The sequence below is a fragment of the Enterobacter cloacae complex sp. IR5441 genome, from assembly GCF_049238215.1.
Lineage (GTDB): Bacteria > Pseudomonadota > Gammaproteobacteria > Enterobacterales > Enterobacteriaceae > Enterobacter > Enterobacter hormaechei_C.
In genome coordinates this window covers 15,979-39,509 of the sequence record NZ_JBMKIA010000008.1, presented here as the reverse complement: position 1 = coordinate 39,509, position 23,531 = coordinate 15,979, and the positions used below count along the sequence as shown (strand labels likewise).

Sequence of the window (23,531 nt, the reverse complement as noted above, 5' to 3'; positions counted from 1 at the left end):
CTGGCGCAAAAGCAAAAACCCCTGCGATATTGCTATCGCAGGGGTTTCGAATTTGGCGGAAGCGTAGAGATTCGAACTCTAGAACCCTTTCGGGTCGCCGGTTTTCAAGACCGGTGCCTTCAACCGCTCGGCCACGCTTCCTAAGTGAGGCGAACTATAAACACCTCACCGCGCGCTGTAAAGAGTGCGCGCATTCGTTCGCTTTAAAAATAGCCAAAATGCGTTTAATCGGTTGAATAGACGACAGATTGGCCGTTTTGGCAGCATAATATCCACTGCGGATCGTTAGTGCTTTTTGATGTACATATCTTTGGTGTAGTAGTACCCGAGCTTGTCTGGCGTGAAGCCCCCTACCCACGGTTTCACCAGGTGCGTGCGCACGTAATGATAGACCGGGATCGCCGGTACATCCCGTCCCAGCAGATCTTCTGCCTGCTGGTAGAATTTACCGCGCTCCTCCGCCGTTTTCGATTTCGCCGCGTTCACCAGTGCCCGATCGTAGTCCGGATTGCTGTACTGAGTGGTGTTTTGGCTGTCCCCGGTACGGAAGTTGTTCAGGAAGGTTGCCGCATCGTCGTAATCGGCAATCCAGGCGTAGCGTACCGCGTCAAAGTTATGGGTGTGCATGGTATCAAGCATGGTTTTCCACTCCTGATTTTGCAGCTTCGCCTCAACGCCGAGGTTCTTCTTCCACATTGAGCTGGCGGCAATGGCAATACGCTGGTGCGATTCCGAGGTGTTATAGAGGAGATTAAAGCTGAGCGGATGGCTGTCGTTAAATCCGGCTTCGGCCAGCAGCTTTTTCGCCTCGGCAATGCGTTTATCCATCGGCCAGCTGGCGTAATCCGGGTTCTGGAGCTTGACGCCGCCAATATCCGGCTGGCTGATCAGCCATGCCGGGCGCTGGCCCTGCCCTAATACTTTCCCGGCGATGATGTCTTTATCCAGCGCCAGGTTCAGCGCCTTGCGCACGCGGGCGTCGTTGAACGGCGGCCGGGTGGTGTTGAACTGATAATAATAGGTGGCAAGCTGCGGTGAAACGTCCAGCTCGCTCCCCAGCGTTTTCTTCAGCTGAGCAAACTGGTTGATCGGCACCGTGTAAACAATGTCGATTTCGCCCGCTTTGTAGCGGTTGACGTCAGCAGCTTCAGAGGAAATGGGCAGATAGGTCACCTTGTTGATGACGGTATGTTCGTTATTCCAATATTTCGGGTTACGCACCGCCACAATGCGTTCGTTAACCACCCACTGTGACAGTTTATAGGCCCCGCTGCTGACGAAGTGCTCCGGTTTGGTCCACTTATCACCGAAACGGCCTACCAGGACTTTATCAATTGGCACCAGAGACGGGTGAGCCAGCATCGCCAGGAAAGCGGCGTTAGGTTGCGTGAGCGTCACTTCCAGCGTGCTGTCATTGATGGCTTTCACCCCCAGCGACTCGGGCGCTTTTTTGCCTTCTGCGATATCAGTGCCGTTGACGATACGCATACTGCCGGGATAGCTGGCATACGGAGAGGCGGTTTTCGGGTCGACCAGTCGCTGCCAGCTCCAGACAATATCTTCCGCGGTGATGGGGGTTCCATCGCTCCAGGTAATGCCCGGACGCAGATGGAACGTCCAGACGGTGTTGTCTTTATTTTCCCATTTCTCCGCCAGGCGCGGCTGGATTTCACCTGCCGGAGAGACGCTGACCAGCCCGTCGAATAAATCGCTGATAATATTGAATTCGACATCGCTTTCGACTTTATGCGGGTCGAGCGAGGCGGGTTCACTGCCGTTGTTCCTGACCAGTTCCTGCTTATCTGCCAGCTGGGTTCCTGCCGGCACGTTAGCCGCCCAGGTTGCCGTGCTGGCGCACAGGATCCCTGCGGTTAACAAAGAGAGTGTAAAGTGCGTGCGTGTTTGTGGTTTCATTTCCTTCGCCTTATTGTCTGTTTTTATGACGATCCGGAAATAACTCTTAGCGACCTTAGGGAAATAACGCAATATTTTTCAGTGACCTATAAGAGGTTGATCTGAATACGCTCTACAAACCGCACTTCATTCTGAGTACAAAGGCTTTGCCAGAATAAAAAACCAGCATAATCCCTAAGGGGCTGAGTAAAGATGGGTAAAACCACTTTGCCTCTGCCGCGCCGTTTCCTATTCTTTGCGCTAATTACATCTGTCATAAGAGAGTGACTCATGGATCGTATAATTACTTCTTCACGCGACCGCACATCGCTACTCAGCACCCATAAGGTGCTGCGCAATACCTATTTCATGCTCAGCCTGACGCTGGCGTTTTCGGCGATCACCGCGACGGCCAGCACCGTACTGATGCTGCCTTCTCCGGGTCTGATCCTCACGCTGGTAGGTATGTACGGTCTGATGTTCCTGACCTACAAAACCGCGGATAAACCGGTGGGTATTCTCTCCGCGTTCGCCTTTACCGGCTTCCTGGGCTACATTCTGGGGCCAATCCTGAATGCCTATCTGTCTGCCGGAATGGGCGACGTAATTGGTATGGCGCTGGGCGGTACCGCGCTGGTGTTCTTCTGCTGCTCGGCCTACGTGCTGACCACCCGTAAGGACATGTCCTTCCTTGGCGGTATGCTGATGGCAGGTATCGTGATTGTGCTGGTCGGTATGCTGGCGAACATCTTCCTGCAATTGCCTGCGCTGCATCTGGCAATCAGCGCGGTGTTTATCCTGATTTCATCCGGCGCAATCCTATATGAAACCAGCAACATCATTCACGGCGGTGAGACGAACTATATCCGCGCCACCGTGAGCCTGTATGTGTCGCTGTACAACATTTTTGTCAGCCTGCTGAGCATCCTGGGCTTCGCCAGCCGCGATTAACTCGCCGTGCTGTGAACAGGGCCCCGCTTATGCGGGGCTTTGTTTTTTTGGTAGACTTAGGCAGTTTTTGACTAACGCGTGAATGAATATGTTGAATTTTGAAGGCAAAGAGATCGAAACCGATAACGACGGTTATCTGAAAGAGAGCAGCCAGTGGAGCGAAGCGCTGGCGGAGAAAATTGCGGAAAACGAAGGAATTACCCTCTCCCCGGAACACTGGGAAGTGGTGCACTTCGTGCGAGAATTTTACCTTGAATTCAACACCTCGCCGGCTATCCGCATGCTGGTCAAAGCCATGGCGAATAAATTTGGCGAAGAGAAAGGCAACAGCCGTTATCTGTATCGCCTGTTTCCGAAAGGCCCGGCTAAACAGGCGACAAAAATCGCCGGCCTGCCAAAGCCGGTAAAATGCATTTAATAGCGAATACTGAAGTCAGCGTATTCCCGGTCGGGTTGATGCGGTTCCGTTAGCACCTTATCAACCCGCGCGCTGCGCGGTCCGCCCGCTTTCAGCCACGCCACCAGCTTCTCAACCCGATCCGCCTCACCGCAGGCCACTACCTCCACGCTGCCATCATCCATGTTACGCGCATACCCTGTCAGCCCGAGCTGAAGGGCTTCGCGCTGGGTGCTGTAGCGGAATCCGACGCCCTGTACAAGGCCATGAACCCAGGCAATGGTGCAAACATTTGACATCATCCTTCTCCTTATCCGACTGGCGCGTTGCATTTCCTCACTGAAGTCGGGAAAATGGCGGCCATTTCATTCGAATCGACAGAATAGCAAATTATGAGTGTACGTTTAGTGTTAGCCAAAGGGCGCGAGAAGTCATTACTGCGCCGTCATCCCTGGGTCTTTTCCGGCGCGGTTGCCCGCATGGAAGGTAAAGCCAGCCTCGGTGAAACCATCGATATTGTTGACCATCAGGGGAAATGGTTAGCACGCGGCGCATACTCGCCAGCATCTCAGATCCGCGCGCGCGTCTGGACGTTCGATAAAGAAGAAACCATCGATATCGACTTCTTTGTCCGTCGTTTGCAACAGGCGCAGCAGTGGCGCGAGTGGCTGGCAAAGCGTGACGGGCTGGACAGCTATCGTCTGATTGCCGGAGAGTCCGACGGGCTGCCGGGCGTGACCATTGACCGCTTCGGCAATTTTCTGGTGTTGCAGCTGCTGAGCGCCGGGGCGGAATACCAGCGTGCCGCGCTGATTAGCGCCCTGCAAACCCTGTTCCCGGAATGTGCCATTTACGACCGCAGCGACGTGGCGGTACGTAAAAAAGAGGGCATGGAGCTGACGCAAGGCCCGGTCACCGGCGAACTGCCGCCTGCCCTGCTGCCTATTGAAGAGCATGGCATGAAGCTGCTGGTGGATATCCAGGGCGGCCATAAGACCGGTTATTACCTCGACCAGCGTGACAGCCGTCTGGCAACGCGCCAGTACGTTGCCGATAAACGCGTGCTGAACTGCTTCTCTTATACCGGCGGCTTTGCGGTCTCTGCCCTGATGGGCGGCTGTGCTCAGGTGGTGAGCGTCGACACCTCACAGGAAGCGCTGGACGTGGCGAAGCAGAACGTTGAGCTGAATAAGCTGGATCTGAGCAAAGCGGAGTTTGTGCGCGACGACGTATTCAAACTGCTGCGTAAATACCGCGACCAGGGCGAGAAATTTGACGTCATCGTGATGGACCCGCCGAAGTTTGTTGAAAACAAAAGCCAGCTGATGGGCGCCTGCCGTGGCTATAAAGACATCAACATGCTGGCGATCCAGCTGCTGAACCCGGGCGGCGTGCTGCTGACATTCTCCTGCTCTGGCCTAATGACGACAGATTTATTCCAAAAAATCATCGCCGATGCCGCAATAGATGCGGGTCGTGATGTACAATTTATAGAGCAGTTCCGTCAGGCCGCCGATCACCCGGTGATCGCTACCTACCCGGAAGGGCTGTATCTGAAAGGGTTTGCCTGTCGCGTCATGTAACTTGAAAAGAGAAATATTGCCCGCACATAGTGTGTATGTAATGTTTCCCGGGAGGTGACTATGATTGCCAGCAAATTCGGTATCGGCCAGCAGGTCCGCCACACCTTGCTTGGATATTTGGGTGTGGTCGTGGATATCGACCCGGAGTATTCCCTTGATGAACCGTCAGCAGACGATCTGGCCGTTGACGCAGAGCTTCGCGCCGCGCCCTGGTATCATGTGGTTATGGAGGGCGACGATGGTCAGCCTGTCCATACCTATCTTGCCGAAGCGCAGCTGAGTGGTGAACTACAGGATGAGCATCCGGAACAACCCACTATGGACGAGCTTGCTCAGACCATCCGCAAACAGTTACAGGCACCAAGACTGCGCAACTAAAGGTGTAAAAAAGCCCGTCAAACGGGCTTTTTTTTATTTTGCCAGCCCCAGCCGGGGAATATCGATTGCCGGACAGCGATCCATCACCACCTTCAGCCCGGCATCGCGCGCCAGCACGGCCGCCTGCTCATTAATCACGCCCAGCTGCATCCACAGCGTTTTCGCGCCAATGGCAATTGCTTCCTGCGCCACGCCCCAGGCCGCCTCTGAATTACGGAAAACGTCCACCATATCCACCTTTTCCGGCACGTCCGCGAGCGTCGCATAGCCCTGCTGGCCCAGCAGCGTTTTCCCCGCCACCTTTGGCGAGACCGGGATCACGTGATAACCCTGATCCAGAAGGTATTTCATGACCCGATAGCTTGGGCGATCCGGTTTATCGCTCGCGCCGACCAGCGCGATAGTGCGCGTGGACGTCAGAATCTCGACAATGTCGTTCTCTTTCATGCTCTTCCTCCTGGTTTTTTTCAAAGTGTACGTCAAAGCGAACATCTCAACCACGCATCCCATACAGAAGTATGAGGGCAAAACGGCAGAATATGTCTATATGTTAGTAAACGTGTTTATCGAAAACTTTTGATACATTCTTACCGGGGTAGTTTGTCTACAGGAGTCTGCTATGAAAACCGGCATTGCCTGGGCTGTGGTTGCGTTAATCATGCCGGTTTGTGTTTTCGCAACCACTCTCAGACTTTCAACCGACATTGACCTGCTGGTGCTGGACGGGAAAAAAGTCTCCAGCTCCCTGCTGCGGGGCGCAGACAGCATCGAGCTGGATAACGGCCCGCATCAGCTGGTTTTTCGGGTGGAAAAGACCATTCGCCTCACCGACAACGAACAGCAGGTGTACATTTCGCCTCCGCTGGTGGTCAGCTTTAATACCCAGCGTATCAGCAAGGTCAATTTTCGTCTCCCGCGCCTTGAGACAGAAAAGGAGTCACTGACGTTTGATGCCTCGCCGCGCATAGAACTGGTGGACGGGGATTCCATGCCCATCCCGGTAAAGCTGGATATTCTGGCGCTGACAAAAAGGCCAAAGGGAACAGACTATGAAGCGGACACCGAGACCTACAACAGGGCCAGCAGGCGCGCCTCGCTGCCCCAGTTCGCCACCATGATGGCGGATGACAGTACCCTGCTTTCGGGCGTATCGGAGCTGGATGTACTCCCCCCTCAGTCGCAGACCCTTACTGAGCAACGTCTCAAGTTCTGGTTCCAGAATGCCGATCCGGACACGCGCGCCCGTTTTCTGCAATGGGCGAAACAACAACCTTCGTCGTAAGCCACATTTTTTTGTCCTTTCTCTTGCAGCATCAGTCAGTTCCCGTCATCGTGTAGCGAGGTAACCTCACGGATAAGATTATGGAACTGACAACACGCACACTTCCGGCGCGCAAGCACATTGCTCTGGTTGCGCACGATCACTGTAAACAAATGCTGCTTAACTGGGTTCGTCGCCATCAGCCTCTTTTACAGCATCATGCCCTTTCTGCCACGGGAACAACCGGCAACCTGATCCACCGCGAAACCGGTCTGGAAGTGAATGCCATGCTGAGCGGCCCGATGGGGGGTGACCAGCAGGTAGGTGCTCAGATTTCAGAAGGTAAAATTGACGTTCTGATTTTCTTCTGGGATCCGCTGAACGCGGTTCCGCATGATCCGGACGTTAAAGCGCTGCTGCGTCTGGCGACGGTGTGGAACATTCCGGTAGCCACCAATCTTTCAACGGCAGATTTCATCATTGAATCGCCGCAGTTTAACGATCCGGTGGAGATTTTGATCCCGGATTATCAGCGTTATCTTGCGGAGAGACTGAAGTAGTTTTTTGCCCGGTGGCGCTGCGCTTACCGGGCCTACAGAATTTGCCCGGCGCGTTACGGCTTTCTCGCCACCGGCACGTCAATACTTTTCAAAATATCGACAAACACCGACGGCTCCTCTTTGTTGAACAAGAGCCACACGCGATGGCGCGCGCGGGTTATCGCCACGTACAGTAAACGCCGCTCCTCTGCATCCGGGAAATCTTCCGGAACAGGTAATAACGCCTCTTCCATCACGGATTCCCGCGCCGGTGCAGGGAAACCGTCGCTCCCCTCTTTTAGCCCCACCACAATCACGTAGTCGGCCTGCTGCCCTTTACTGGCGTGAATGGTCATAAAATCGAGCTGAAGTTTTGGCCAGCGCGTCGCCGCTTTTTCCAGCGCCGTCGGCTTGAGGTGATGATAACGCGCCAGGACCAGAATGCGCTCATCCGGTTTCGCATAGCCGCTCAGTTTATCCAGCAGCGGTTCCAGCTGATCGTCCGCCAGCAGCGTGACGGCCTTTTTATCACCCGACGTCAGGCTGTTAAGCGGTTTCGACAGCTGGTGCGGGTTCTGCTGAATAAAACGGTTGGCTATTTCGCCAATCCGCGCGTTGAAGCGGTAGGTGGTGTCCAGATCGCTGCGATCGCCTTCCCCAAAATAGTGGTGGAAGGCCGTCGTGAGGGATAGTTGCGCCCCGCTGAAACGGTAGATAGCCTGCCAGTCATCGCCCACGGCAAACAGCGACGTGTGTTTATTCTGCGCCCGCAGCGCCGAAAGCAGCGCAGCGCGCTGCGGCGAGATATCCTGAAACTCATCCACCAGAATGTGTTTCCACGGGCTGACGAAGCGCCCTTTCTCCAGAATGATGATGGCCTGATGGATCAGCCCCGAAAAATCGACCGCGTTTTCGTCTTTCAGCGCGGTTTTCCACGCTTTCAGCATCGGCGCCATCAGCTTAACCCGTTTAGAAAACACAGCGCGGATCGACTCCGGTGCGCTTTCTATCATCTCCGCCTGAGAGCCGCCGTGCATGCGCATCAGGCTTACCCACCGGTCGAGACGAGAGCCCAGCCGGCGCGCCAGCTTTTCATCCTGCCAGAAGCTGCCCTCCGGCACCTCCCAGTTGAGTTCCTCTTCAAGCCACTGACGCCAGCCTTTCGCCTGCGCCTTTTTTTCACTGCACTGCTGACGCCATGCCTTGATAAACAGCGCCTGGCGAGCCTGAGCGTCATTTTCCAGTTTGCTGACAACAGAAACTTTTTTGCTGCCCTGTTGAATGATGTGTAAAGCGAGGGAGTGGAACGTGCGCGCCGAGATATCCTGGGTATGCAAACGCGCCTGAATGCGCTCATCCATCTCCTGCGCAGCCTTGCGACCAAAGGCCAGCAGCAAAATCTGGTCTGCAACCGCCTCGCCCGTTGTCAGAAGCCAACCCGCGCGCGCCACCAGCACCGACGTTTTGCCGCTCCCGGCACCTGCCAGCACCAATAAAGACTGCTCGCCATTCACCACGGCGCGCGCCTGGGCAGGATTGAGGGGCGATGACTCCACCGTGCTGAAGAAGTCGGCATATTGCGTAAGCATCGCCTCAGTCCAGGCCTGGTTATGCGCCAGACGGCTTTTCTCGATATCGCTCAGCCAGGCCTGGCACTTTCGCCACGCGTCGCGGCAGTTATCAAATTCCTCAAGCCGCGCCACCGGTAAAGGCAATGCCGTCAGCGCCTGGGCGATTTTTTGCTGAAGCCCGGCGGTTTGCTGGCGCGTCAGCCACTTCTGCTGCGTATTGCTTAGCGCGATATCGTCCAGCACCTGTTGCAGAACCTGTGCGGCAATCACGCTCATCTCCTGGCTCCACTGCTGCCAGCGCGTGTTCAGATGATGGTGGAAGCGTTGGGTTTCCGCCCACTCGGTCCCGTGGAGTCGCACCACTTTGTCTGCCGGCAGGACGAACTCCAGCTCCCCCCATACCAGCCCTCGTTTACAATGAATGGCCAGTAGCTGATTAAACGGAATAAGGTATTCGTGGCGTTCACCGGAGACTTTCACTCCTGCATTGAGCAGGTCAATCTTGTCGTAAGGGTGCTGCGCCAGGCGTTTGCCCATTGAAGTTGCTTTCAGTTCCATATCCTGCCGGATCCACGAGGTCATAATTTGTCAGACAGTTTAACTGCCAGTTTTAAGGTGCTCCAGCCCAAAAAAACGTTACAATCACCGGGCGTTAATCATATCGAAGGAAATGAGGGTTTATGCGTACCGTTCTGAATGTGTTGAATTTTGTCCTTGGCGGTTTTGCCACCACCCTTTCCTGGCTTTTTGCCACCCTGGTGAGCATCGTGCTCATCTTCACCCTTCCGCTGACGCGCTCCTGCTGGGAAATCACCAAACTGTCCCTCGTTCCTTATGGAAATGAAGCCGTACACGTGGATGAGCTGGAGCCGGAAAGAAAAAACGCCCTGATGAATACCGGCGGCACGCTGCTGAATATTTTATGGCTGATCTTCTTTGGCTGGTGGTTGTGTCTGATGCATATCTTCGCCGGTATCGCCCAGTGCATCACGATTATAGGCATTCCGGTTGGCATCGCTAATTTCAAAATTGCTACCATCGCCCTGTGGCCGGTAGGACGCCGTGTTGTCCCGGTCGAAGTCGCGCAAGCCGCGCGTGAAGCCAACGCCCGTCGCCGTTTTCAGTAATAAGGACTGGCCGCACTCATGCTAAGCCCCCTGCTTCGTCGCTATACGTGGAACAGTAACTGGCTGTATAACGTCAGGATCTTTATCGCCCTCTGCGGCACCGTCGCTCTGCCGTGGTGGCTAAATGACGTGAAGCTCACCATCCCCCTCACGCTTGGGGTGGTGGCCGGCGCGCTGGCGGATCTCGACGACCGCCTGGCCGGTCGTTTGCGTAATCTGGTCATTACGCTGGTCTGCTTCTTTATTGCTTCCGCCTCCGTTGAGCTGCTTTTCCCCTGGCCCTGGCTGTTTGCCTTAGGGCTGACGGTGTCCACCAGCGGCTTCATTTTGCTCGGCGGCCTCGGGCAACGCTACGCCACTATCGCGTTTGGCGCCCTGCTGATTGCCATTTACACCATGCTGGGCGTCTCTCTTTACGATCAGTGGTATCAGCAACCGGTCCTGCTGCTGTTGGGCGCTATCTGGTATAACCTGCTGACCTTAACCGGACATCTTATTTTTCCGGTTCGTGCCTTACAGGACAACATTGCCCGCAGTTACGAACAGCTGGCCCACTATCTGGAGCTGAAATCCCGGCTGTTTGATCCGGATATTGAAGAGGACAGCCAGGCGCCCCTGTACGATCTGGCGCTGGCAAATGGCCAGTTGGTCGCCACGCTGAATCAGACCAAAGCGTCTCTGCTCACCCGTCTGCGCGGCGATCGCGGTCAGCGCGGTACCCGGCGCACACTGCACTACTACTTTGTTGCCCAGGATATTCACGAGCGCGCCAGCTCCTCGCATGTGCAGTACGCTGACCTGCGCGAGAAATTCCGCTACAGCGACGTGATGTTCCGTTTCCAGCGCCTGCTGTCGATGCAGTCTCAGGCCTGCCAGCAACTTGCGCGCTCAATACTGCTGCGCACGCCCTATCAGCACGATCCTCGCTTTGAACGCGCATTCAGTCATCTGGATGCGGCCCTCGATCGCGTTCAGGCCAGTGGGACATCGCCGGAACAGTTCAAAGCCCTGGGATTCTTGCTCAACAACCTGAGAGCCATCGATGCTCAGCTCGCCACCATTGAGTCTGAACAGGCGATGGCAATGCCGGGCAATGACGCCGACAACCAACTTGCCGACGACAGTCTCAACGGTTTCAGCGATATGTGGCTGCGCCTGAGCCGTCATTTTACGCCGGAATCCGCCCTCTTTCGCCATGCGGTAAGGATGTCGCTGGTTCTGTGCGTCGGCTATGCATTTATCCAGATAACAGGATTGCACCACGGTTACTGGATCCTGCTGACCAGCCTGTTTGTCTGCCAGCCGAACTATAACGCTACCCGCCATCGGCTCGCGCTGCGTATTGTCGGGACATTAGTCGGGGTCGCCATCGGGCTGCCGGTGCTCTACTTTGTGCCATCCGTAGAAGGGCAACTGATCCTGATTGTGATTACCGGTGTACTGTTTTTCGCCTTCCGCAATGTGCAGTACGCCCACGCCACGATGTTCATCACGCTGCTGGTGCTGCTCTGCTTCAATCTGCTGGGTGAAGGCTTTGAAGTGGCCCTCCCCCGCGTTATCGACACGCTAATCGGCTGCGCCATTGCCTGGGCGGCGGTGAGCTTTATCTGGCCGGACTGGCGTTTTCGTAACTTACCGCGCGTGTCCGACAGAGCAATGAACGCCAACTGCCGCTATCTGGATGCTATTCTTGAGCAATACCATCAGGGTCGCGATAACCGTCTGGCCTATCGGATTGCCCGTCGCGATGCGCATAACACGGACGCAGAGCTGGCTTCCGTTGTCTCGAATATGTCAACTGAGCCGCGCGCCACGGCAGAAATCCGGGAGACAGCCTTCCGCCTGCTGTGTCTGAACCACACGTTCACCAGCTATATCTCTACCCTTGGCGCCCACCGTGAGAAACTGACAAATCCGGGCATCCTGGCGCTGCTGGACGACGCCATTTGCTACGTTGATGATGCGCTTCATCATCAACCTGCGGATGAGCCACGGGTTCACCAGGCACTGGATGAACTGGTGCAACGTATCGCACACCTTGATCCTGGCACCGACAACAAAGCTCCGCTGGTCCTACAGCAAATTGGCCTGCTTATCGCTTTGCTGCCGGAAATTTGTCGGCTGCGACAGAAGATCGCTACCTGGCGGAATGATGGCCCTGCGACTCAGGCAGCGCATTAAACCACTCCATAAGCTCCCGGCGAATATCCGCCGGGAGTGCCGCTTCATGTAACCCTTCGATGGCGCCTTCAAGCGCGAACAATACCCGGATACTCAGCGCTTTATTCTTAGAGCGCATTTTCAGCCAGCTCGTCTTCGCCCCCAACTGTCGTAGCGTCTCTTCATTGGTAATGCCCGCCTCCATAAGCAGGACCTCAATCTGAAAGGTCAGGTTCGGCAGATCCTTAAGCCGGTTACGCTGATGGCGCTGGTAGCGCTCTTTCCTGGCGGCATCGAGCGCAAACGAGGAGAGCTGAAGCAGCTTTTCCCTGTTTTGCCACAGACCTTCATCCACACGGTAGTAATTAAGCAGCACTGGCCGTCCTCGTTTCATCAGGGTCAGAAAAGAGGAGGCGTTTTTTACACAGTATTTTGCACTTTGCTCACAGGCGCGAAGGTACAGCTCGCCGTCAGACACCATCGCGAACACCGCTTCATCCACGGCCAGGGTATAACCGCCAAACAGGGCGCGATGATGAATTTCGCCCAGCGGAGAGAGGTATTCCTGAGATTGATAAATCCGATCATAAGATATCTTTTTCATGATAATTCCATTAAAAATCATACAGTAAACACGATATTTCTTACTAACGGATCCGTTAGCAGGAAAATAGGCAACTTATTGCCGTTGGGCAAGATGATTTTTTCAGGTTCACCAGGAATGGATGAAATTTGCGAGTCGCTTTCCGAAAATGAGGTTGATCTTTATGCACACAGGGGTTACTGTATATCCATACAGTAACTACAGGGCTGGAATGAATATGTACACTTCAGGCTATGCAAATCACTTAACACCTTCCACTTCTGCCGCAGGCAATGCTGCGCAGAATTCTATCGGGCGTGTATCGACAGGGCTTATCAGTGAAGTGGTTTACCGTGAAGACCAGCCGCTGTTAACACAACTCTTACTCCTGCCGCTTTTGCAGCAGCTCGGGCAACAGTCTCGCTGGCAGCTCTGGCTGACGCCACAGCAAAAATTAAGTCGTGAATGGGTTCAGTCGGCTGGCCTGCCGTTAGCGAAGGTGATGCAGATTAATCAACTCTCCCCTTGCGATACGGTCGAGTCGATGGTCCGGGCATTACGTACCGGGAACTATAGCGTCGTGATTGGGTGGTTGCCTGAGGATCTGTCGCAAGAGGAACATTTGCGTCTGACTGAAGCGGCTGAAGAAGGTAACGCGATGGGTTTCATCATGCGGCCGGTTCGTGGAGATTCCTATCGCAGAGGACAACATCCCGGGCTAAAAATTCACTCAAATGTGTACCATTGAGTCATTTTAAGAGTTTTCCTGGAATTTTTTTCGACCGCAGTATGCAAAAAAAGTTCAACGCGCCAAAACTGCGGCAAGGCTTGTCTGACGCGGTTCTCGTTAATTTTACTGCACAAAATTCGTTCAAAAATTGTTAAATATTAGGTATACGGAACTTTTTTTTTCATATGCCTGACGGACTTCACACTTGTAAGTTTTCAGCTACGTTGTAGACTTTACATCGCCAGGGGTGCTCGGCCTAAGCCGAAGATATCGGTAGGTTTATATTTGACCACGCCCCCCGGTGAAGGATTTAACCGTGATTCCTCCGATGGAGATATTCATGGCAAATTTTGGATGATAACGAGGCGCAAAAAATGAAAAAGACAGCTATCGCGATTGCAGTGGCACTGGCTGGCTTCGCTACCGTAGCGCAGGCCGCTCCGAAAGATAATACCTGGTATGCAGGTGGTAAACTGGGTTGGTCTCAGTTCCATGACACCGGTTGGTACGACAGCGCAAACAACAATGATGGCCCAACTCATGAGAGCCAGCTTGGTGCAGGTGCGTTCGGTGGCTATCAGGTTAACCCGTATGTTGGCTTTGAAATGGGTTACGACTGGTTAGGTCGTATGCCTTACAAAGGCGACAACGTAAATGGCGCTTTCAAAGCTCAAGGCGTACAGCTGACCGCTAAACTGGGTTACCCAGTAACTGACGACCTGGACGTGTACACCCGTCTGGGCGGCATGGTATGGCGTGCAGACTCCAGCAACAGCCGTGCTGGTGACGACCACGACACTGGTGTTTCCCCAGTATTCGCTGGTGGTGTTGAGTGGGCAATGACCCGTGACATCGCTACCCGTCTGGAATACCAGTGGGTTAACAACATCGGTGACGGTGCTACCGTTGGCGTTCGTCCAGACAACGGCATGCTGAGCGTTGGTGTTTCTTACCGTTTCGGTCAGCAGGAAGATGCGCCAGTCGTAGCTCCAGCTCCGGCTCCAGCTCCAGAAGTACAGACCAAGCACTTCACTCTGAAGTCTGACGTTCTGTTCAACTTCAACAAAGCTACCCTGAAACCAGAAGGTCAGCAGGCGCTGGATCAGCTGTACACCCAGCTGAGCAACCTGGATCCTAAAGACGGTTCTGTAGTGGTTCTGGGCTTCACTGACCGTATCGGTTCTGACGCTTACAACCAGGGTCTGTCTGAGAAACGTGCTCAGTCTGTAGTTGATTACCTGGTATCTAAAGGTATCCCAGCTAACAAGATCTCCCCACGTGGTATGGGCGAATCTAACCCAGTTACCGGTTCTACCTGTGACAACGTGAAACCACGCGCTGCACTGATCGACTGCCTGGCACCAGATCGTCGCGTAGAGATCGAAGTTAAAGGTATCAAAGACGTTGTAACTCAGCCTGCGGCATAAGTTATCGTCTTATAAAAAAACCCCGCGATGCGGGGTTTTTTATTATCTGAAGAAAAGTAAAAAGCTTATTTTTTACCTAACAGTGCCTGTAGATCGTTCTTCAGCGTCGACATCTGGCTGGCATACTTCTCTTTGTGCTCGGCATCTTCAATCAGCTGCACCACCGTTTCCGACAGGGTTTTCCCGCGCCGCTGCGCAAGCCCGGCCAGACGCTGCCAGACCATGAACTCCAGGTCGATCGATTTCTTACGGGTGTGCTGATGCTCGGCATTGAAATGCCGTTTACGACGAGCACGGATAGTTTGCTTCATCCGGTTTAACAAGGCCGGATTAATGTGTTTCTCAATCCAGCCGTTGACCTGTACCGGTTCGTTTTCGAGGGTCAGCAACATATCCACAGCTTCTTGTGCCGCGCTGGCTTCGATGTAGCAGGTGATCAGCTCCCCTTCACGGTGCTTTTTGACCAGGTACTTCCATTTCCAGCCGCTTTCGAGGTTTTCCAGTTGTTGATATTTCATTGCGATCTCAGTGTTACCGTGTAACTCTGTTCAGAATATCAGTTTTTTGGCAATCTGCTGAAAAGAAATCATATCCTGTGAAACGCCGCAGGCGATCCGCATGACGAAAACCCGAATCCTGATTGGGCAGAGTGCGCCGCTTACGGTATACTCCACGGTTTTACTTCTGACTAAAAAACATCAACTTTGACCATTACGAAACTTGCATGGCGTGACCTGGTTCCGGATACCGAGAGCTATCAGGAGCTGTTTGCACAGCCAGACCTCACAAAAGAACACGAATTCATACTTAGCGATACACAACCGCGTTTGCATTACGCGCTGGAGCAGATGTCATCCCCATGGGCTACATCTCCTTTCATGCTGCTCAAAGCCCCGGAAGAAGCCGAGTATCTGACGCTTCTCGGTGATGCCATGCGCCAGTTGCATCCAAAAACGAATGCCGTTTTTGGTGGTCAGTATCATATTGCCGGACGTGACGTGACCTTCGAACCTGCCACGCAGGCAGACGGACAATTCGCTGCAAAAGGCGAAGTGATCACCGCCAACTGGGTGGAAGCAGAACAGCTGTTCGGCTGCCTTCGTCAGTTCAATGGCGATGTGTCACTGCAACCCGGTCTGGTACACCGCGCGAACGGTGGTGTGTTGCTCATCTCCCTTCGCACCCTGCTCGCACAGCCTCTGCTGTGGATGCGCCTGAAAACGGTGGTGATGCAGCAACGTTTTGACTGGATAGGCTACGACGATTCACGTCCGCTGCCTGTTTCCATTCCGTCTATGCCGCTGTCGCTGACCGTCGTGCTGACGGGTGACCGTGAATCTCTGGCTGATTTCCAGGAAATGGAGCCAGAACTCGCGGAGCAGGCGGTTTACAGTGAATTTGAAGACAATATTCAGATCGCCGATGCCAATGACATGGCGCAGTGGTGTCAGTGGGTTATGGCCGTGGCGGAACGTTTCGCGCTGCCCTCGCCTGCCGTGGATGCGTGGCCGGGCTTAATCCGCGAGGCCGTACGCTACACTGGCGATCAGGAAACCCTGCCGCTCTGCCCGCTCTGGATCGGTAAACAGCTGCGTGAAGTGGGCGTTATCAGCGGCAACGGTCCGTTTACCGGCGAGCAGCTTAGCCAGATGCTGGCCCAGCGTGAATGGCGTGAAGGTTATCTTGCTGACCGTATGCAGGATGAAATTCTGCTGGAACAGATTCTGGTGGAGACCGAAGGCGAACGTATCGGGCAAATCAACGCCTTGTCCGTCATCGAGTTCCCCGGACACCCGCGCGCCTTTGGCGAGCCTTCCCGTATCAGCTGTGTCGTGCACATTGGTGACGGCGAATTTACCGATATCGAACGCAAGGCCGAACTGGGCGGAAACATTCATGCCAAAGGCATGATGATCATGCAGGCATTCCTGATGTCTGAACTTCAGCTGGAGCAGCAGATCCCCTTCTCTGCCTCGTTGACCTTTGAGCAGTCCTACAGTGAAGTCGACGGCGACAGCGCCTCGATGGCAGAGCTGTGCGCCGTGATCAGCGCGCTTGCAGACGTACCGATTAATCAGAATATTGCGATTACCGGTTCCGTAGATCAGTTTGGTCGTGCTCAACCGGTGGGTGGACTGAATGAGAAAATCGAAGGCTTCTTTGCTATCTGCCAGCAGCGCGGTTTAAACGGCAAACAGGGCGTGATTATTCCGGCGCCTAACGCTCGCCATTTGAGCCTGAGCCAGGCGATTCTGGATGCGGTAGAGCAGGAACAATTCGCCGTCTGGGCCATCGAAGGGGTTGAGGATGCTCTACCCTTACTGACAAACCTGGTCTGGGACGGCGAAGGCCAGACAACCCTGATGCAGACCATTCAGGAACGTATAGCTCAGGCGACACAGCAGGATGCTCGTCATCGTTATCCGTGGCCGTTACGCTGGTTAAGTTGGTTTAGTGCTAACTGATCGGACTTGTTCAGCGTACACGTGTTAGCTATCCTGCGTCCTTCACTAAAATAAGGCTTACTGAGAACATGGTAGATAAACGCGAATCCTATACTAAAGAAGACCTTCTTGCCTCTGGTCGCGGTGAACTGTTTGGTGCGAAAGGCCCGCAGTTACCGGCCCCAAATATGCTGATGATGGACCGTGTCGTGAAAATGACCGAAACCGGCGGCAACTTTGATAAGGGTTACGTAGAAGCAGAACTCGATATCAACCCGGACCTGTGGTTCTTCGGTTGCCACTTTATTGGCGATCCGGTAATGCCTGGCTGCCTGGGCCTCGATGCCATGTGGCAGCTGGTTGGCTTCTATCTGGGCTGGCTTGGCGGTGAAGGTAAAGGCCGTGCGCTGGGCGTAGGCGAAGTGAAATTCACCGGTCAGGTTCTGCCTACCGCGAAGAAAGTCACCTACCGTATCCATTTCAAACGCATCGTTAACCGCCGCCTGATTATGGGCTTGGCGGACGGTGAAGTGCTGGTAGATGGTCGTCTTATCTATACTGCGAACGACCTGAAAGTGGGTCTGTTCCAGGATACCTCCGCTTTCTGATAACGGCATTTAGCCCCTTCCAGAAAGGCGAAACCTCCGCATTGCGGAGGTTTCTTTTTAAAGAGACGGTATCAAGCAAGTACTGCCCTGTCTCCGATGGCTTCTCGCCAGCCCCCTAGCCATTGGGACCTTTGATTCAGGGCCTGATAGGGACACATTTCTTTTGAACGTCCGGCGATGCCAGCCTGATAACCACGTTGATGAGCCCTTTCCAGGCGATCTCGTTTCTGTCTCTTCATGCCTCGTTTCCCTCATTCTTTTGTCTGGTGGAAAGAAAACAGTGATTGCAATATGTGCAAGCACAGTTAACGAATACCCCGAATCGGCGTCAGCGTCAACGTTCAAAATTCATACGGGTGTCATATTTGTGAGCTACATGGAAGATCGTTTGTACAAAAAATGTGACGCGGGACAAGTAACAAACTGAACATAAAACGAAAAAAAAGCCGCAATCAGCAAGAAGCTGAGTGCGGCTTTCGTCGATGAATTTTACTTATGGCAGCCGGGAAATCTCTCTTGCGATAGCAGCCGACTCCTGTGCCCACCCCTGAGCAAGCACTTTCACCATTTCGTCATAGCCATCTTTCTGCTGCTTCAGTTCCAGATGGAAAGGACGCTTAATCAGCTGGCCCTGATGATTCAAGAGCCACTCCCCGCTGATAACAACCGCACCATCATAGCGGCCATGGAATCCCGTCACGTTAACATTCAGAGTGTCCTGATCGCTTCCCAGAGGCTGCGAGGCGACTACCCAACCAGGAAGCTGGCTGCTCAGATTCGCCACCAGCGTATTGCGTAGCTGCTGATCCAGCGGGCTGGCCCACAGGTTATTGTTGGCGATAACGTACTGCACATCGCTGGTCTGGTAGACCACCCCGTTGCCCGCCAGATAATCTGGCACGGCAACCTGTTCAACCCACAGCAGACGGCTGCCCTGCGAGGTGCTACTCTGCGCACCGGATTGCGCGCTTAACGGCAACTGGTAGTAGCTTTTGTTATCGCTTCCAGAGCTACAGGCCGTTAATACCAGTGCGCCTGCGATGATTAGCCATTTTTTCATTGTTTCGCCCTCTTAGGCTCAGGATCCTTTTTGTCTTTCGCTTCAAACACCAGCGCGTTGCTCTTTTCATTGAGCGTTTTCAGAACGGGCTGTAGCTCGCGTAAAACCTGATCAAGACGTTGCATATCCGCCACCATCTTGTTGTAAGCCGCTGAGCCCGGCTGGAAGCCCTGCATACTGCGATTCAGTTCGCGCAACGTTTTCTGCATATCCTGCGGCAGCTGCTGCATGGACTGGTTGGCAGTGATCTTGTTGATATTATCCAGCGTGGTTTGCAGACGTTGCATCGTCGCCTGGCTCTGATGCAGTGATCCCGTCGCGGCCTCAAGCATTGGATTCAGCGGCAGATTGTTGATCTTATCCAGCGTTTCCATCAGGCGCTGTTGGATCTGCGCCAGGCCACTGCTGACCGTAGGAATAATTTTGTAGCCGCCAAATTCACGGATCCCCGTCATTGGTGGCGCTTTTGGATAGAAGTCCATATCGACATACAACGCCCCTGTGACCAGGTTGCCGGTTTTCAGCGAGCCACGCAGCCCGCGATTCAGAAGGTCGCTGATATGCTCCCCAATATCCTGGTCCTCACCTATCTGGTTAATCAAACGCTCAGGCTCAATGCGGATCAGCACCGGAATACGATAATCATCATCAAGCATCTGCTTCAGTCCCGGAACAAAGTAAGGCACTTGTCCCACTGTCCCCAGACGAATACCGCGGAACTCAACTGGTGCCCCTGGCTGCAAGCCGCGTACAGAGTCCTTAAAGAACATCAGGTAGTCGATGTGATCGGTATAGAGCGCATCCTGAATGCTTTTTTGATCGTCAAACAGCCTGAAGGCGGTTTTCTCCGCCACCGGTTGCCCGAGCTCCATGCCTTCCGGCACGTCAAAACTGACGCCCCCACCAAACAGCGTGGTGAGTGAACCCATCTCAACGCGCATTCCCGCAGAGGTGAGATCCACCGCGATCCCGCTGTCTTTCCAGAAGCGAACGTTGCTGGTCACCAGGCGGTCATTAGGCGCATTGATAAATAGCTGATAGCTGATGGTCCGTTTTTGCGGATCGAAGGTGCTTGTTTCAACCGAACCGACGCGATACCCACGGAACAGCACCGGATCGCCCGGCGATAGCTGCCCCGCTTTTTTGCTGTCCAGAATAACGCGGATCCCTTTAGCATCCGGTGGCGCAAGCGGCGGTGAATCCAGCAGCTGATAGTTTGCTGGCTGGGCGCCTTTGTTGCCGGGCTGGAGTTCAATATAAGCCCCGGACAATAGCGTCCCTAAGCCGCTGATCCCTTCTCTCCCGACCTGCGGTTTCACTACCCAAAAAACAGAATCTTCATGGAGCAGTTTTTCCATGCCGGCATTCAGGCGGGCCTTGATTTCAACATGGGTTAAATCATCCGTCAGGGTCGCGCTTTCCACGACACCCACATCCACGCTGCGGCTCTTGATGGTGGTTTTTCCGCCCTCAATCCCCTCTGCATTGGTGGTAATTAGCGTGACTTCCGGTCCCTGATGGCTGTAATGATAAAACAGGATCCATGCACCGATCAGCGCGGTCACGATGGGGAAAATCCACACCGGCGACCAGTTTCTGACCTTCTGCACTTTAGCCTCTCCACTCTTATTTTCCATGCTCTTACTCTTCCTCATGGCTTGAATCGGGCTCACGATCCCACGATAAACGAGGGTCGAAGGTCATGGCCGCAAACATGGTCATAATGACGACCAACGCAAACATCAGCGCTCCCATAGCGGGATAAATACTCATCAGCCCACCCATACGCACCAGCGCTGAGAGAACCGCAATCACGAACACGTCAATCATCGACCAGCGGCCAACAAATTCCACGACCTCATAAATCAGATGCATGCGCTCACTGTCTCGCTTACCGTGCCCTTTTGCATCCCAGCAAAGCCAGGCAATGGCAATCATCTTTAAGGTCGGAACCATAATACTGGCGAGGAATATGACGCCTGCCACAGGGTATGACCCCTCGCTCCACAGCAAAATCACCCCGGCCAGTATGGTCGAGGGCATTCTGTCGCCGAGCAGATCGGTGATCATGATCGGCAAGATATTGGCGGGCAGATAGAGCATGACAGAGGTCACCAGCAGCGCCATGGTCCATTGCAGGCTATTTTTACGCCGGACGTGACCTTTTGTTTCACAGCGCGGACACACCTCTACATCCGCAGGCAGCACGGCGGTGCAGCACGAGCAGGAGCGAAGCCCCTGACGGATACCCGGTACGCCTACCTTTACCGTCTGCGACAGCGTAGGCGCCGGGGCAATATCGTCCCAGGCCCAGCGTCGGTCCACGCACTGGAATGCGCGCAGTTGCAGCACGCAGTACAGACACCACGGAATAAAGCTGCTGCCAATCCCCACATCGCCGTAGGCCATCAGCTTCACGAAGCTGACCAGAATACCGGCGAGAAAAATTTCCGCCATCCCCCAGCTTTTCAGCTGGAACAGGATCCGCGCGAGTTTGATTTTAAGGACAGTGGGCATCCTGACGCGGTTGACCAGCAGCAGAATGACGACCAGGCAAAAAGCCGGGACGATCTGCACGAAAAGAAGAAAGAAGGTGCCAAGGCTGGCGTAATCTTCCGAGAACATCACGCCTGGAATTTCCAGTAAATCCACCTGGCTGGTCATCCCGCCCACTTTCATATAGATGAAAGGGAAGAGATTGGAGAGCAGTAACATGAATAAGGCTGCCAGCGCATACGCCGTAGGACGCTGCCTTGGCGCGTCCCACTCGGTCGTCAGCGTAGCGCCACAGCGCGGGCAGGCAGCCTTATGTCCGTGACCAAGCTCTGGCAACGCCACGAGCATATCGCATTGCGAGCATAATATATGCCGATCGGCATGGTGCTGGTCACACATAGATTATCCCTGTTTATGCGCCGTTTTTCAGAGACTCAAGGTACTCCCAGCGCTCAAATGCCTCTTCCAGCGCCTGTTCAGCCTGGGAGAGTTCAGCCAATACTTTCTGAGTATAGTCGTGAGGCTGCGTAAAGAATGACGCATCAGCGACCTGAATTTGCAGTGCTTCCAGTGCACCTTCCAGCTCTTCCAGACGCTGCGGCAGCCCCTCCAGCTCGCGCTGCAAGTTATAACTCATTTTAGCAGGAGACTTTTTGACAGTTTCTGCCTTTGCAACAACAGGTTCAGCGACATTTTTGGTCTTCGCCTGTTTTTGCGCCAGCGACTGCGATTGCTGTCCACGCGCGTCATGATAGCCGCCCACATATTGCCCGATGCGTCCTTCGCCTTCGAAGATCCAGCACTCGGTCACGGTGTTATCGACAAACTGACGATCGTGGCTGACCAGCATCACAGTGCCCTGATAACCATCAATCAACTCTTCCAGCAGTTCCAGCGTTTCGACATCCAGATCGTTAGTCGGTTCATCGAGAATCAATAAGTTACTGGGTTTCAGGAACAGACGCGCCAGCAAAAGACGGTTACGTTCTCCCCCGGACAGCGCGCGCACCGGCGTCATAGCGCGTTTCGGGTGGAACAGGAAGTCCTGAAGGTAGCCCAGCACGTGACGCGGCTTGCCATTAACCATGACCTCCTGTTTACCCTCGGCGAGGTTATCCATCACCGTACGGTCTGGATCCAGCTCGGCGCGGTGCTGGTCGAAGTACGCCACTTCCAGTTTGGTACCGCAGTGGATACGACCGCTGTCGGCCTGGAGCTGACCGAGCATCAGTTTCAGCAGTGTGGTTTTACCGCACCCGTTCGGGCCGATCAGCGCAATTTTGTCGCCGCGCTGAACCTGAGCGGAGAAATCGTTCACCAGCACTTTGCCGTCAACCGAATAATTCACGTTCTCCATTTCGAAGACAATCTTGCCCGAGCGGGACGCCTCTTCCACCTGCATTTTGGCGCTACCCATGACTTCGCGGCGTTCGCTACGTTCGCGGCGCATCGCCTTCAGGGCGCGAACGCGGCCTTCGTTACGGGTACGACGCGCTTTAATGCCCTGACGGATCCATACCTCTTCCTGGGCCAGCTTGCGGTCGAACTCGGCGTTTTGCAGCTCTTCCACGCGCAGGTTTTCTTCTTTCTCCAGCAGATAGGTATCGTAATCGCCCGGATAGGTCACCAGCTTGCCGCGATCGAGATCGACAATGCGCGTAGCCATGTTGCGGATGAACGAACGGTCGTGGGAGATGAAGATAATGGTACCGTTAAAGGTTTTCAGGAACCCTTCCAGCCAGTCAATCGCTTCGATATCCAGGTGGTTCGTCGGTTCGTCCAGCAGCAGCACCTTAGGCCCGCTCACCAGGGCACGACCCAGCGCCGCTTTACGCAGCCAGCCGCCGGAGAGCGCCGACAGCTCCATATCCGCTTCCAGGCCAAGCTGGGCCAGCACTTCATTAATGCGGTTTTCCAACTGCCACAGACCGTGGTGATCGAGCATCTCCTGCACTTTTGCCAGCTCGTTGAGATTCTTGTCGCTCGGGTCCGTCATCACCAGATGCGAAATCTCGTGGTAACGCTTGAGGTATTCCGCCTGCTCTGAAATCCCTTCGGCCACAAAATCGTACACGCTGCCGGTGACGTTACGCGGCGGATCCTGTTGCAGACGAGAGACGATCAGATCCTGCTCGTAAACAATACGGCCGTCATCCAGCCCCTGCTCACGGTTGAGGATTTTCATCAGCGTCGATTTACCTGCGCCGTTACGGCCCACCAGACAGACGCGCTCGTTATCTTCGATATGCAGCTCTGCATTATCGAGAAGCGGTGAGTCGCTGAAAGAGAGCCACGCGCCGTGCATACTAATTAAAGACATTTA

At 54.3% G+C, this 23,531-nt stretch carries 23 protein-coding genes and 1 tRNA gene; 12 read left to right on the top strand and 12 right to left on the bottom strand.

From position 1 onward, the window contains the following. Nucleotides 1–53: 53 nt before the first annotated feature. Nucleotides 54–141: transfer RNA gene (locus tag ACOTX5_RS11100), tRNA-Ser, on the bottom strand. 144 nt (nt 142–285) lie between these two features. Beyond that, nucleotides 286–1,914: an ABC transporter substrate-binding protein gene (locus ACOTX5_RS11095; protein WP_045911589.1), complete on the bottom strand. Its 1,629-nt coding sequence runs from the start codon at nt 1,912–1,914 to the stop codon at nt 286–288. Between the two features lie 270 nt (nt 1,915–2,184). Between ACOTX5_RS11095 and yccA the strand changes: the two genes are divergently transcribed. Together yccA and tusE are read left to right on the top strand one after the other, a co-directional pair. Next, complete coding sequence (yccA, locus tag ACOTX5_RS11090; RefSeq protein ID WP_003858127.1) at nt 2,185–2,844, top strand: FtsH protease modulator YccA; 660 nt, start codon at nt 2,185–2,187, stop codon at nt 2,842–2,844. 88 nt (nt 2,845–2,932) lie between these two features. Continuing rightward, nucleotides 2,933–3,262: a sulfurtransferase TusE gene (gene tusE, locus ACOTX5_RS11085; RefSeq protein WP_045911588.1), complete on the top strand. Its 330-nt coding sequence runs from the start codon at nt 2,933–2,935 to the stop codon at nt 3,260–3,262. Here tusE and yccX read toward each other — a convergent pair. Beyond that, nucleotides 3,259–3,540, bottom strand: coding sequence for an acylphosphatase (yccX, locus tag ACOTX5_RS11080; protein WP_017693676.1), 282 nt, complete (start codon nt 3,538–3,540; stop codon nt 3,259–3,261). The genes tusE and yccX overlap by 4 nt on opposite strands. A gap of 93 nt (nt 3,541–3,633) precedes the next feature. On the opposite strand from yccX, the gene rlmI reads away from it, so the two are divergent. Then, entirely contained in the window at nt 3,634–4,824 is a 1,191-nt protein-coding gene (gene rlmI, locus ACOTX5_RS11075) for a 23S rRNA (cytosine(1962)-C(5))-methyltransferase RlmI (RefSeq protein ID WP_015570890.1), read from the top strand. A 60-nt stretch (nt 4,825–4,884) separates the two neighbouring features. Continuing rightward, entirely contained in the window at nt 4,885–5,202 is a 318-nt protein-coding gene (gene hspQ / locus ACOTX5_RS11070) for a heat shock protein HspQ (protein WP_003858136.1), read from the top strand. Between the two features lie 33 nt (nt 5,203–5,235). Here hspQ and ACOTX5_RS11065 read toward each other — a convergent pair whose 3' ends face one another. Continuing rightward, complete coding sequence (locus ACOTX5_RS11065; protein WP_006809337.1) at nt 5,236–5,649, bottom strand: CoA-binding protein; 414 nt, start codon at nt 5,647–5,649, stop codon at nt 5,236–5,238. Between the two features lie 172 nt (nt 5,650–5,821). On the opposite strand from ACOTX5_RS11065, the gene csgI reads away from it, so the two are divergent. Together csgI and mgsA are read left to right on the top strand one after the other, a co-directional pair. Next, nucleotides 5,822–6,484 (top strand): curli synthesis inhibitor, encoded by a 663-nt coding sequence (csgI, locus tag ACOTX5_RS11060; protein WP_045911587.1) that lies wholly within the window; start codon nt 5,822–5,824, stop codon nt 6,482–6,484. 80 nt (nt 6,485–6,564) lie between these two features. Next, nucleotides 6,565–7,023 carry a methylglyoxal synthase gene (mgsA, locus tag ACOTX5_RS11055; RefSeq protein WP_003858146.1) on the top strand — a complete coding sequence of 153 codons (459 nt, stop codon included), beginning with the start codon at nt 6,565–6,567 and terminating at the stop codon, nt 7,021–7,023. A 53-nt stretch (nt 7,024–7,076) separates the two neighbouring features. On the opposite strand, the gene helD is transcribed toward mgsA, so the two are convergent. Further along, nucleotides 7,077–9,131 (bottom strand): DNA helicase IV, encoded by a 2,055-nt coding sequence (helD, locus tag ACOTX5_RS11050; protein ID WP_045911586.1) that lies wholly within the window; start codon nt 9,129–9,131, stop codon nt 7,077–7,079. Between the two features lie 122 nt (nt 9,132–9,253). Here helD and ACOTX5_RS11045 point away from each other — a divergent pair, with 122 nt between their 5' ends. Together ACOTX5_RS11045 and yccS are read left to right on the top strand one after the other, a co-directional pair. After that, the gene (locus tag ACOTX5_RS11045; RefSeq protein WP_003858149.1) at nt 9,254–9,700 is read left to right on the top strand and encodes a YccF domain-containing protein; all 447 of its coding nucleotides are present in this window, start codon (nt 9,254–9,256) and stop codon (nt 9,698–9,700) included. 18 nt (nt 9,701–9,718) lie between these two features. Then, complete coding sequence (gene yccS / locus ACOTX5_RS11040; RefSeq protein WP_045911585.1) at nt 9,719–11,881, top strand: YccS family putative transporter; 2,163 nt, start codon at nt 9,719–9,721, stop codon at nt 11,879–11,881. On the opposite strand, the gene ACOTX5_RS11035 is transcribed toward yccS, so the two are convergent. Next, nucleotides 11,838–12,464 carry a TfoX/Sxy family DNA transformation protein gene (locus ACOTX5_RS11035; RefSeq protein ID WP_017384804.1) on the bottom strand — a complete coding sequence of 209 codons (627 nt, stop codon included), beginning with the start codon at nt 12,462–12,464 and terminating at the stop codon, nt 11,838–11,840. The genes yccS and ACOTX5_RS11035 overlap by 44 nt on opposite strands. A gap of 217 nt (nt 12,465–12,681) precedes the next feature. Between ACOTX5_RS11035 and sulA the strand changes: the two genes are divergently transcribed. Together sulA and ompA are read left to right on the top strand one after the other, a co-directional pair. Then, the gene (gene sulA / locus ACOTX5_RS11030; RefSeq protein ID WP_026094322.1) at nt 12,682–13,191 is read left to right on the top strand and encodes an SOS-induced cell division inhibitor SulA; all 510 of its coding nucleotides are present in this window, start codon (nt 12,682–12,684) and stop codon (nt 13,189–13,191) included. Nucleotides 13,192–13,547: 356 nt separating this feature from the next. Beyond that, nucleotides 13,548–14,600 (top strand): porin OmpA, encoded by a 1,053-nt coding sequence (gene ompA / locus ACOTX5_RS11025; protein WP_108376575.1) that lies wholly within the window; start codon nt 13,548–13,550, stop codon nt 14,598–14,600. Nucleotides 14,601–14,665: 65 nt separating this feature from the next. On the opposite strand, the gene matP is transcribed toward ompA, so the two are convergent. Continuing rightward, on the bottom strand, nt 14,666–15,118 hold the full coding sequence (gene matP, locus ACOTX5_RS11020; RefSeq protein ID WP_006809347.1) for a macrodomain Ter protein MatP: 453 nt from the start codon (nt 15,116–15,118) through the stop codon (nt 14,666–14,668). Between the two features lie 186 nt (nt 15,119–15,304). On the opposite strand from matP, the gene ACOTX5_RS11015 reads away from it, so the two are divergent. Together ACOTX5_RS11015 and fabA are read left to right on the top strand one after the other, a co-directional pair. After that, nucleotides 15,305–17,065 (top strand): AAA family ATPase, encoded by a 1,761-nt coding sequence (locus tag ACOTX5_RS11015; RefSeq protein WP_045911584.1) that lies wholly within the window; start codon nt 15,305–15,307, stop codon nt 17,063–17,065. Nucleotides 17,066–17,133: 68 nt separating this feature from the next. Continuing rightward, entirely contained in the window at nt 17,134–17,652 is a 519-nt protein-coding gene (gene fabA / locus ACOTX5_RS11010; RefSeq protein ID WP_000227926.1) for a bifunctional 3-hydroxydecanoyl-ACP dehydratase/trans-2-decenoyl-ACP isomerase, read from the top strand. Nucleotides 17,653–17,723: 71 nt separating this feature from the next. Here fabA and rmf read toward each other — a convergent pair whose 3' ends face one another. From rmf to ACOTX5_RS10985, 5 genes are all read right to left on the bottom strand, one after another. Beyond that, the gene (gene rmf / locus ACOTX5_RS11005; protein WP_003858162.1) at nt 17,724–17,891 is read right to left on the bottom strand and encodes a ribosome modulation factor; all 168 of its coding nucleotides are present in this window, start codon (nt 17,889–17,891) and stop codon (nt 17,724–17,726) included. 254 nt (nt 17,892–18,145) lie between these two features. Further along, a complete protein-coding gene (pqiC, locus tag ACOTX5_RS11000; RefSeq protein ID WP_017384809.1) occupies nt 18,146–18,712 on the bottom strand; it encodes a membrane integrity-associated transporter subunit PqiC in 567 nt (188 codons plus the stop codon). Further along, on the bottom strand, nt 18,709–20,349 hold the full coding sequence (gene pqiB, locus ACOTX5_RS10995) for an intermembrane transport protein PqiB (RefSeq protein WP_032647911.1): 1,641 nt from the start codon (nt 20,347–20,349) through the stop codon (nt 18,709–18,711). Before pqiB ends, pqiC begins: the two co-directional genes overlap by 4 nt. A 4-nt stretch (nt 20,350–20,353) precedes the next feature. Next, nucleotides 20,354–21,607: a membrane integrity-associated transporter subunit PqiA gene (gene pqiA / locus ACOTX5_RS10990; RefSeq protein ID WP_017693685.1), complete on the bottom strand. Its 1,254-nt coding sequence runs from the start codon at nt 21,605–21,607 to the stop codon at nt 20,354–20,356. 13 nt (nt 21,608–21,620) lie between these two features. Beyond that, entirely contained in the window at nt 21,621–23,528 is a 1,908-nt protein-coding gene (locus ACOTX5_RS10985; protein ID WP_045911583.1) for an ABC transporter ATP-binding protein, read from the bottom strand. Between the last annotated feature and the right edge of the window lie 3 nt (nt 23,529–23,531).

Coding starts and splice junctions, on each gene's coding strand:
- ACOTX5_RS11095 (WP_045911589.1), bottom strand. CDS start 1,914: ATGAAACCACAAACACGCACGCACTTTACACTCTCTTTGTTAACCGCA.
- yccA (WP_003858127.1), top strand. CDS start 2,185: ATGGATCGTATAATTACTTCTTCACGCGACCGCACATCGCTACTCAGC.
- tusE (WP_045911588.1), top strand. CDS start 2,933: ATGTTGAATTTTGAAGGCAAAGAGATCGAAACCGATAACGACGGTTAT.
- yccX (WP_017693676.1), bottom strand. CDS start 3,540: ATGTCAAATGTTTGCACCATTGCCTGGGTTCATGGCCTTGTACAGGGC.
- rlmI (WP_015570890.1), top strand. CDS start 3,634: ATGAGTGTACGTTTAGTGTTAGCCAAAGGGCGCGAGAAGTCATTACTG.
- hspQ (WP_003858136.1), top strand. CDS start 4,885: ATGATTGCCAGCAAATTCGGTATCGGCCAGCAGGTCCGCCACACCTTG.
- ACOTX5_RS11065 (WP_006809337.1), bottom strand. CDS start 5,649: ATGAAAGAGAACGACATTGTCGAGATTCTGACGTCCACGCGCACTATC.
- csgI (WP_045911587.1), top strand. CDS start 5,822: ATGAAAACCGGCATTGCCTGGGCTGTGGTTGCGTTAATCATGCCGGTT.
- mgsA (WP_003858146.1), top strand. CDS start 6,565: ATGGAACTGACAACACGCACACTTCCGGCGCGCAAGCACATTGCTCTG.
- helD (WP_045911586.1), bottom strand. CDS start 9,131: ATGGAACTGAAAGCAACTTCAATGGGCAAACGCCTGGCGCAGCACCCT.
- ACOTX5_RS11045 (WP_003858149.1), top strand. CDS start 9,254: ATGCGTACCGTTCTGAATGTGTTGAATTTTGTCCTTGGCGGTTTTGCC.
- yccS (WP_045911585.1), top strand. CDS start 9,719: ATGCTAAGCCCCCTGCTTCGTCGCTATACGTGGAACAGTAACTGGCTG.
- ACOTX5_RS11035 (WP_017384804.1), bottom strand. CDS start 12,464: ATGAAAAAGATATCTTATGATCGGATTTATCAATCTCAGGAATACCTC.
- sulA (WP_026094322.1), top strand. CDS start 12,682: ATGTACACTTCAGGCTATGCAAATCACTTAACACCTTCCACTTCTGCC.
- ompA (WP_108376575.1), top strand. CDS start 13,548: ATGAAAAAGACAGCTATCGCGATTGCAGTGGCACTGGCTGGCTTCGCT.
- matP (WP_006809347.1), bottom strand. CDS start 15,118: ATGAAATATCAACAACTGGAAAACCTCGAAAGCGGCTGGAAATGGAAG.
- fabA (WP_000227926.1), top strand. CDS start 17,134: ATGGTAGATAAACGCGAATCCTATACTAAAGAAGACCTTCTTGCCTCT.
- rmf (WP_003858162.1), bottom strand. CDS start 17,891: ATGAAGAGACAGAAACGAGATCGCCTGGAAAGGGCTCATCAACGTGGT.
- pqiC (WP_017384809.1), bottom strand. CDS start 18,712: ATGAAAAAATGGCTAATCATCGCAGGCGCACTGGTATTAACGGCCTGT.
- pqiB (WP_032647911.1), bottom strand. CDS start 20,349: ATGGAAAATAAGAGTGGAGAGGCTAAAGTGCAGAAGGTCAGAAACTGG.
- pqiA (WP_017693685.1), bottom strand. CDS start 21,607: ATGTGTGACCAGCACCATGCCGATCGGCATATATTATGCTCGCAATGC.
- ACOTX5_RS10985 (WP_045911583.1), bottom strand. CDS start 23,528: ATGTCTTTAATTAGTATGCACGGCGCGTGGCTCTCTTTCAGCGACTCA.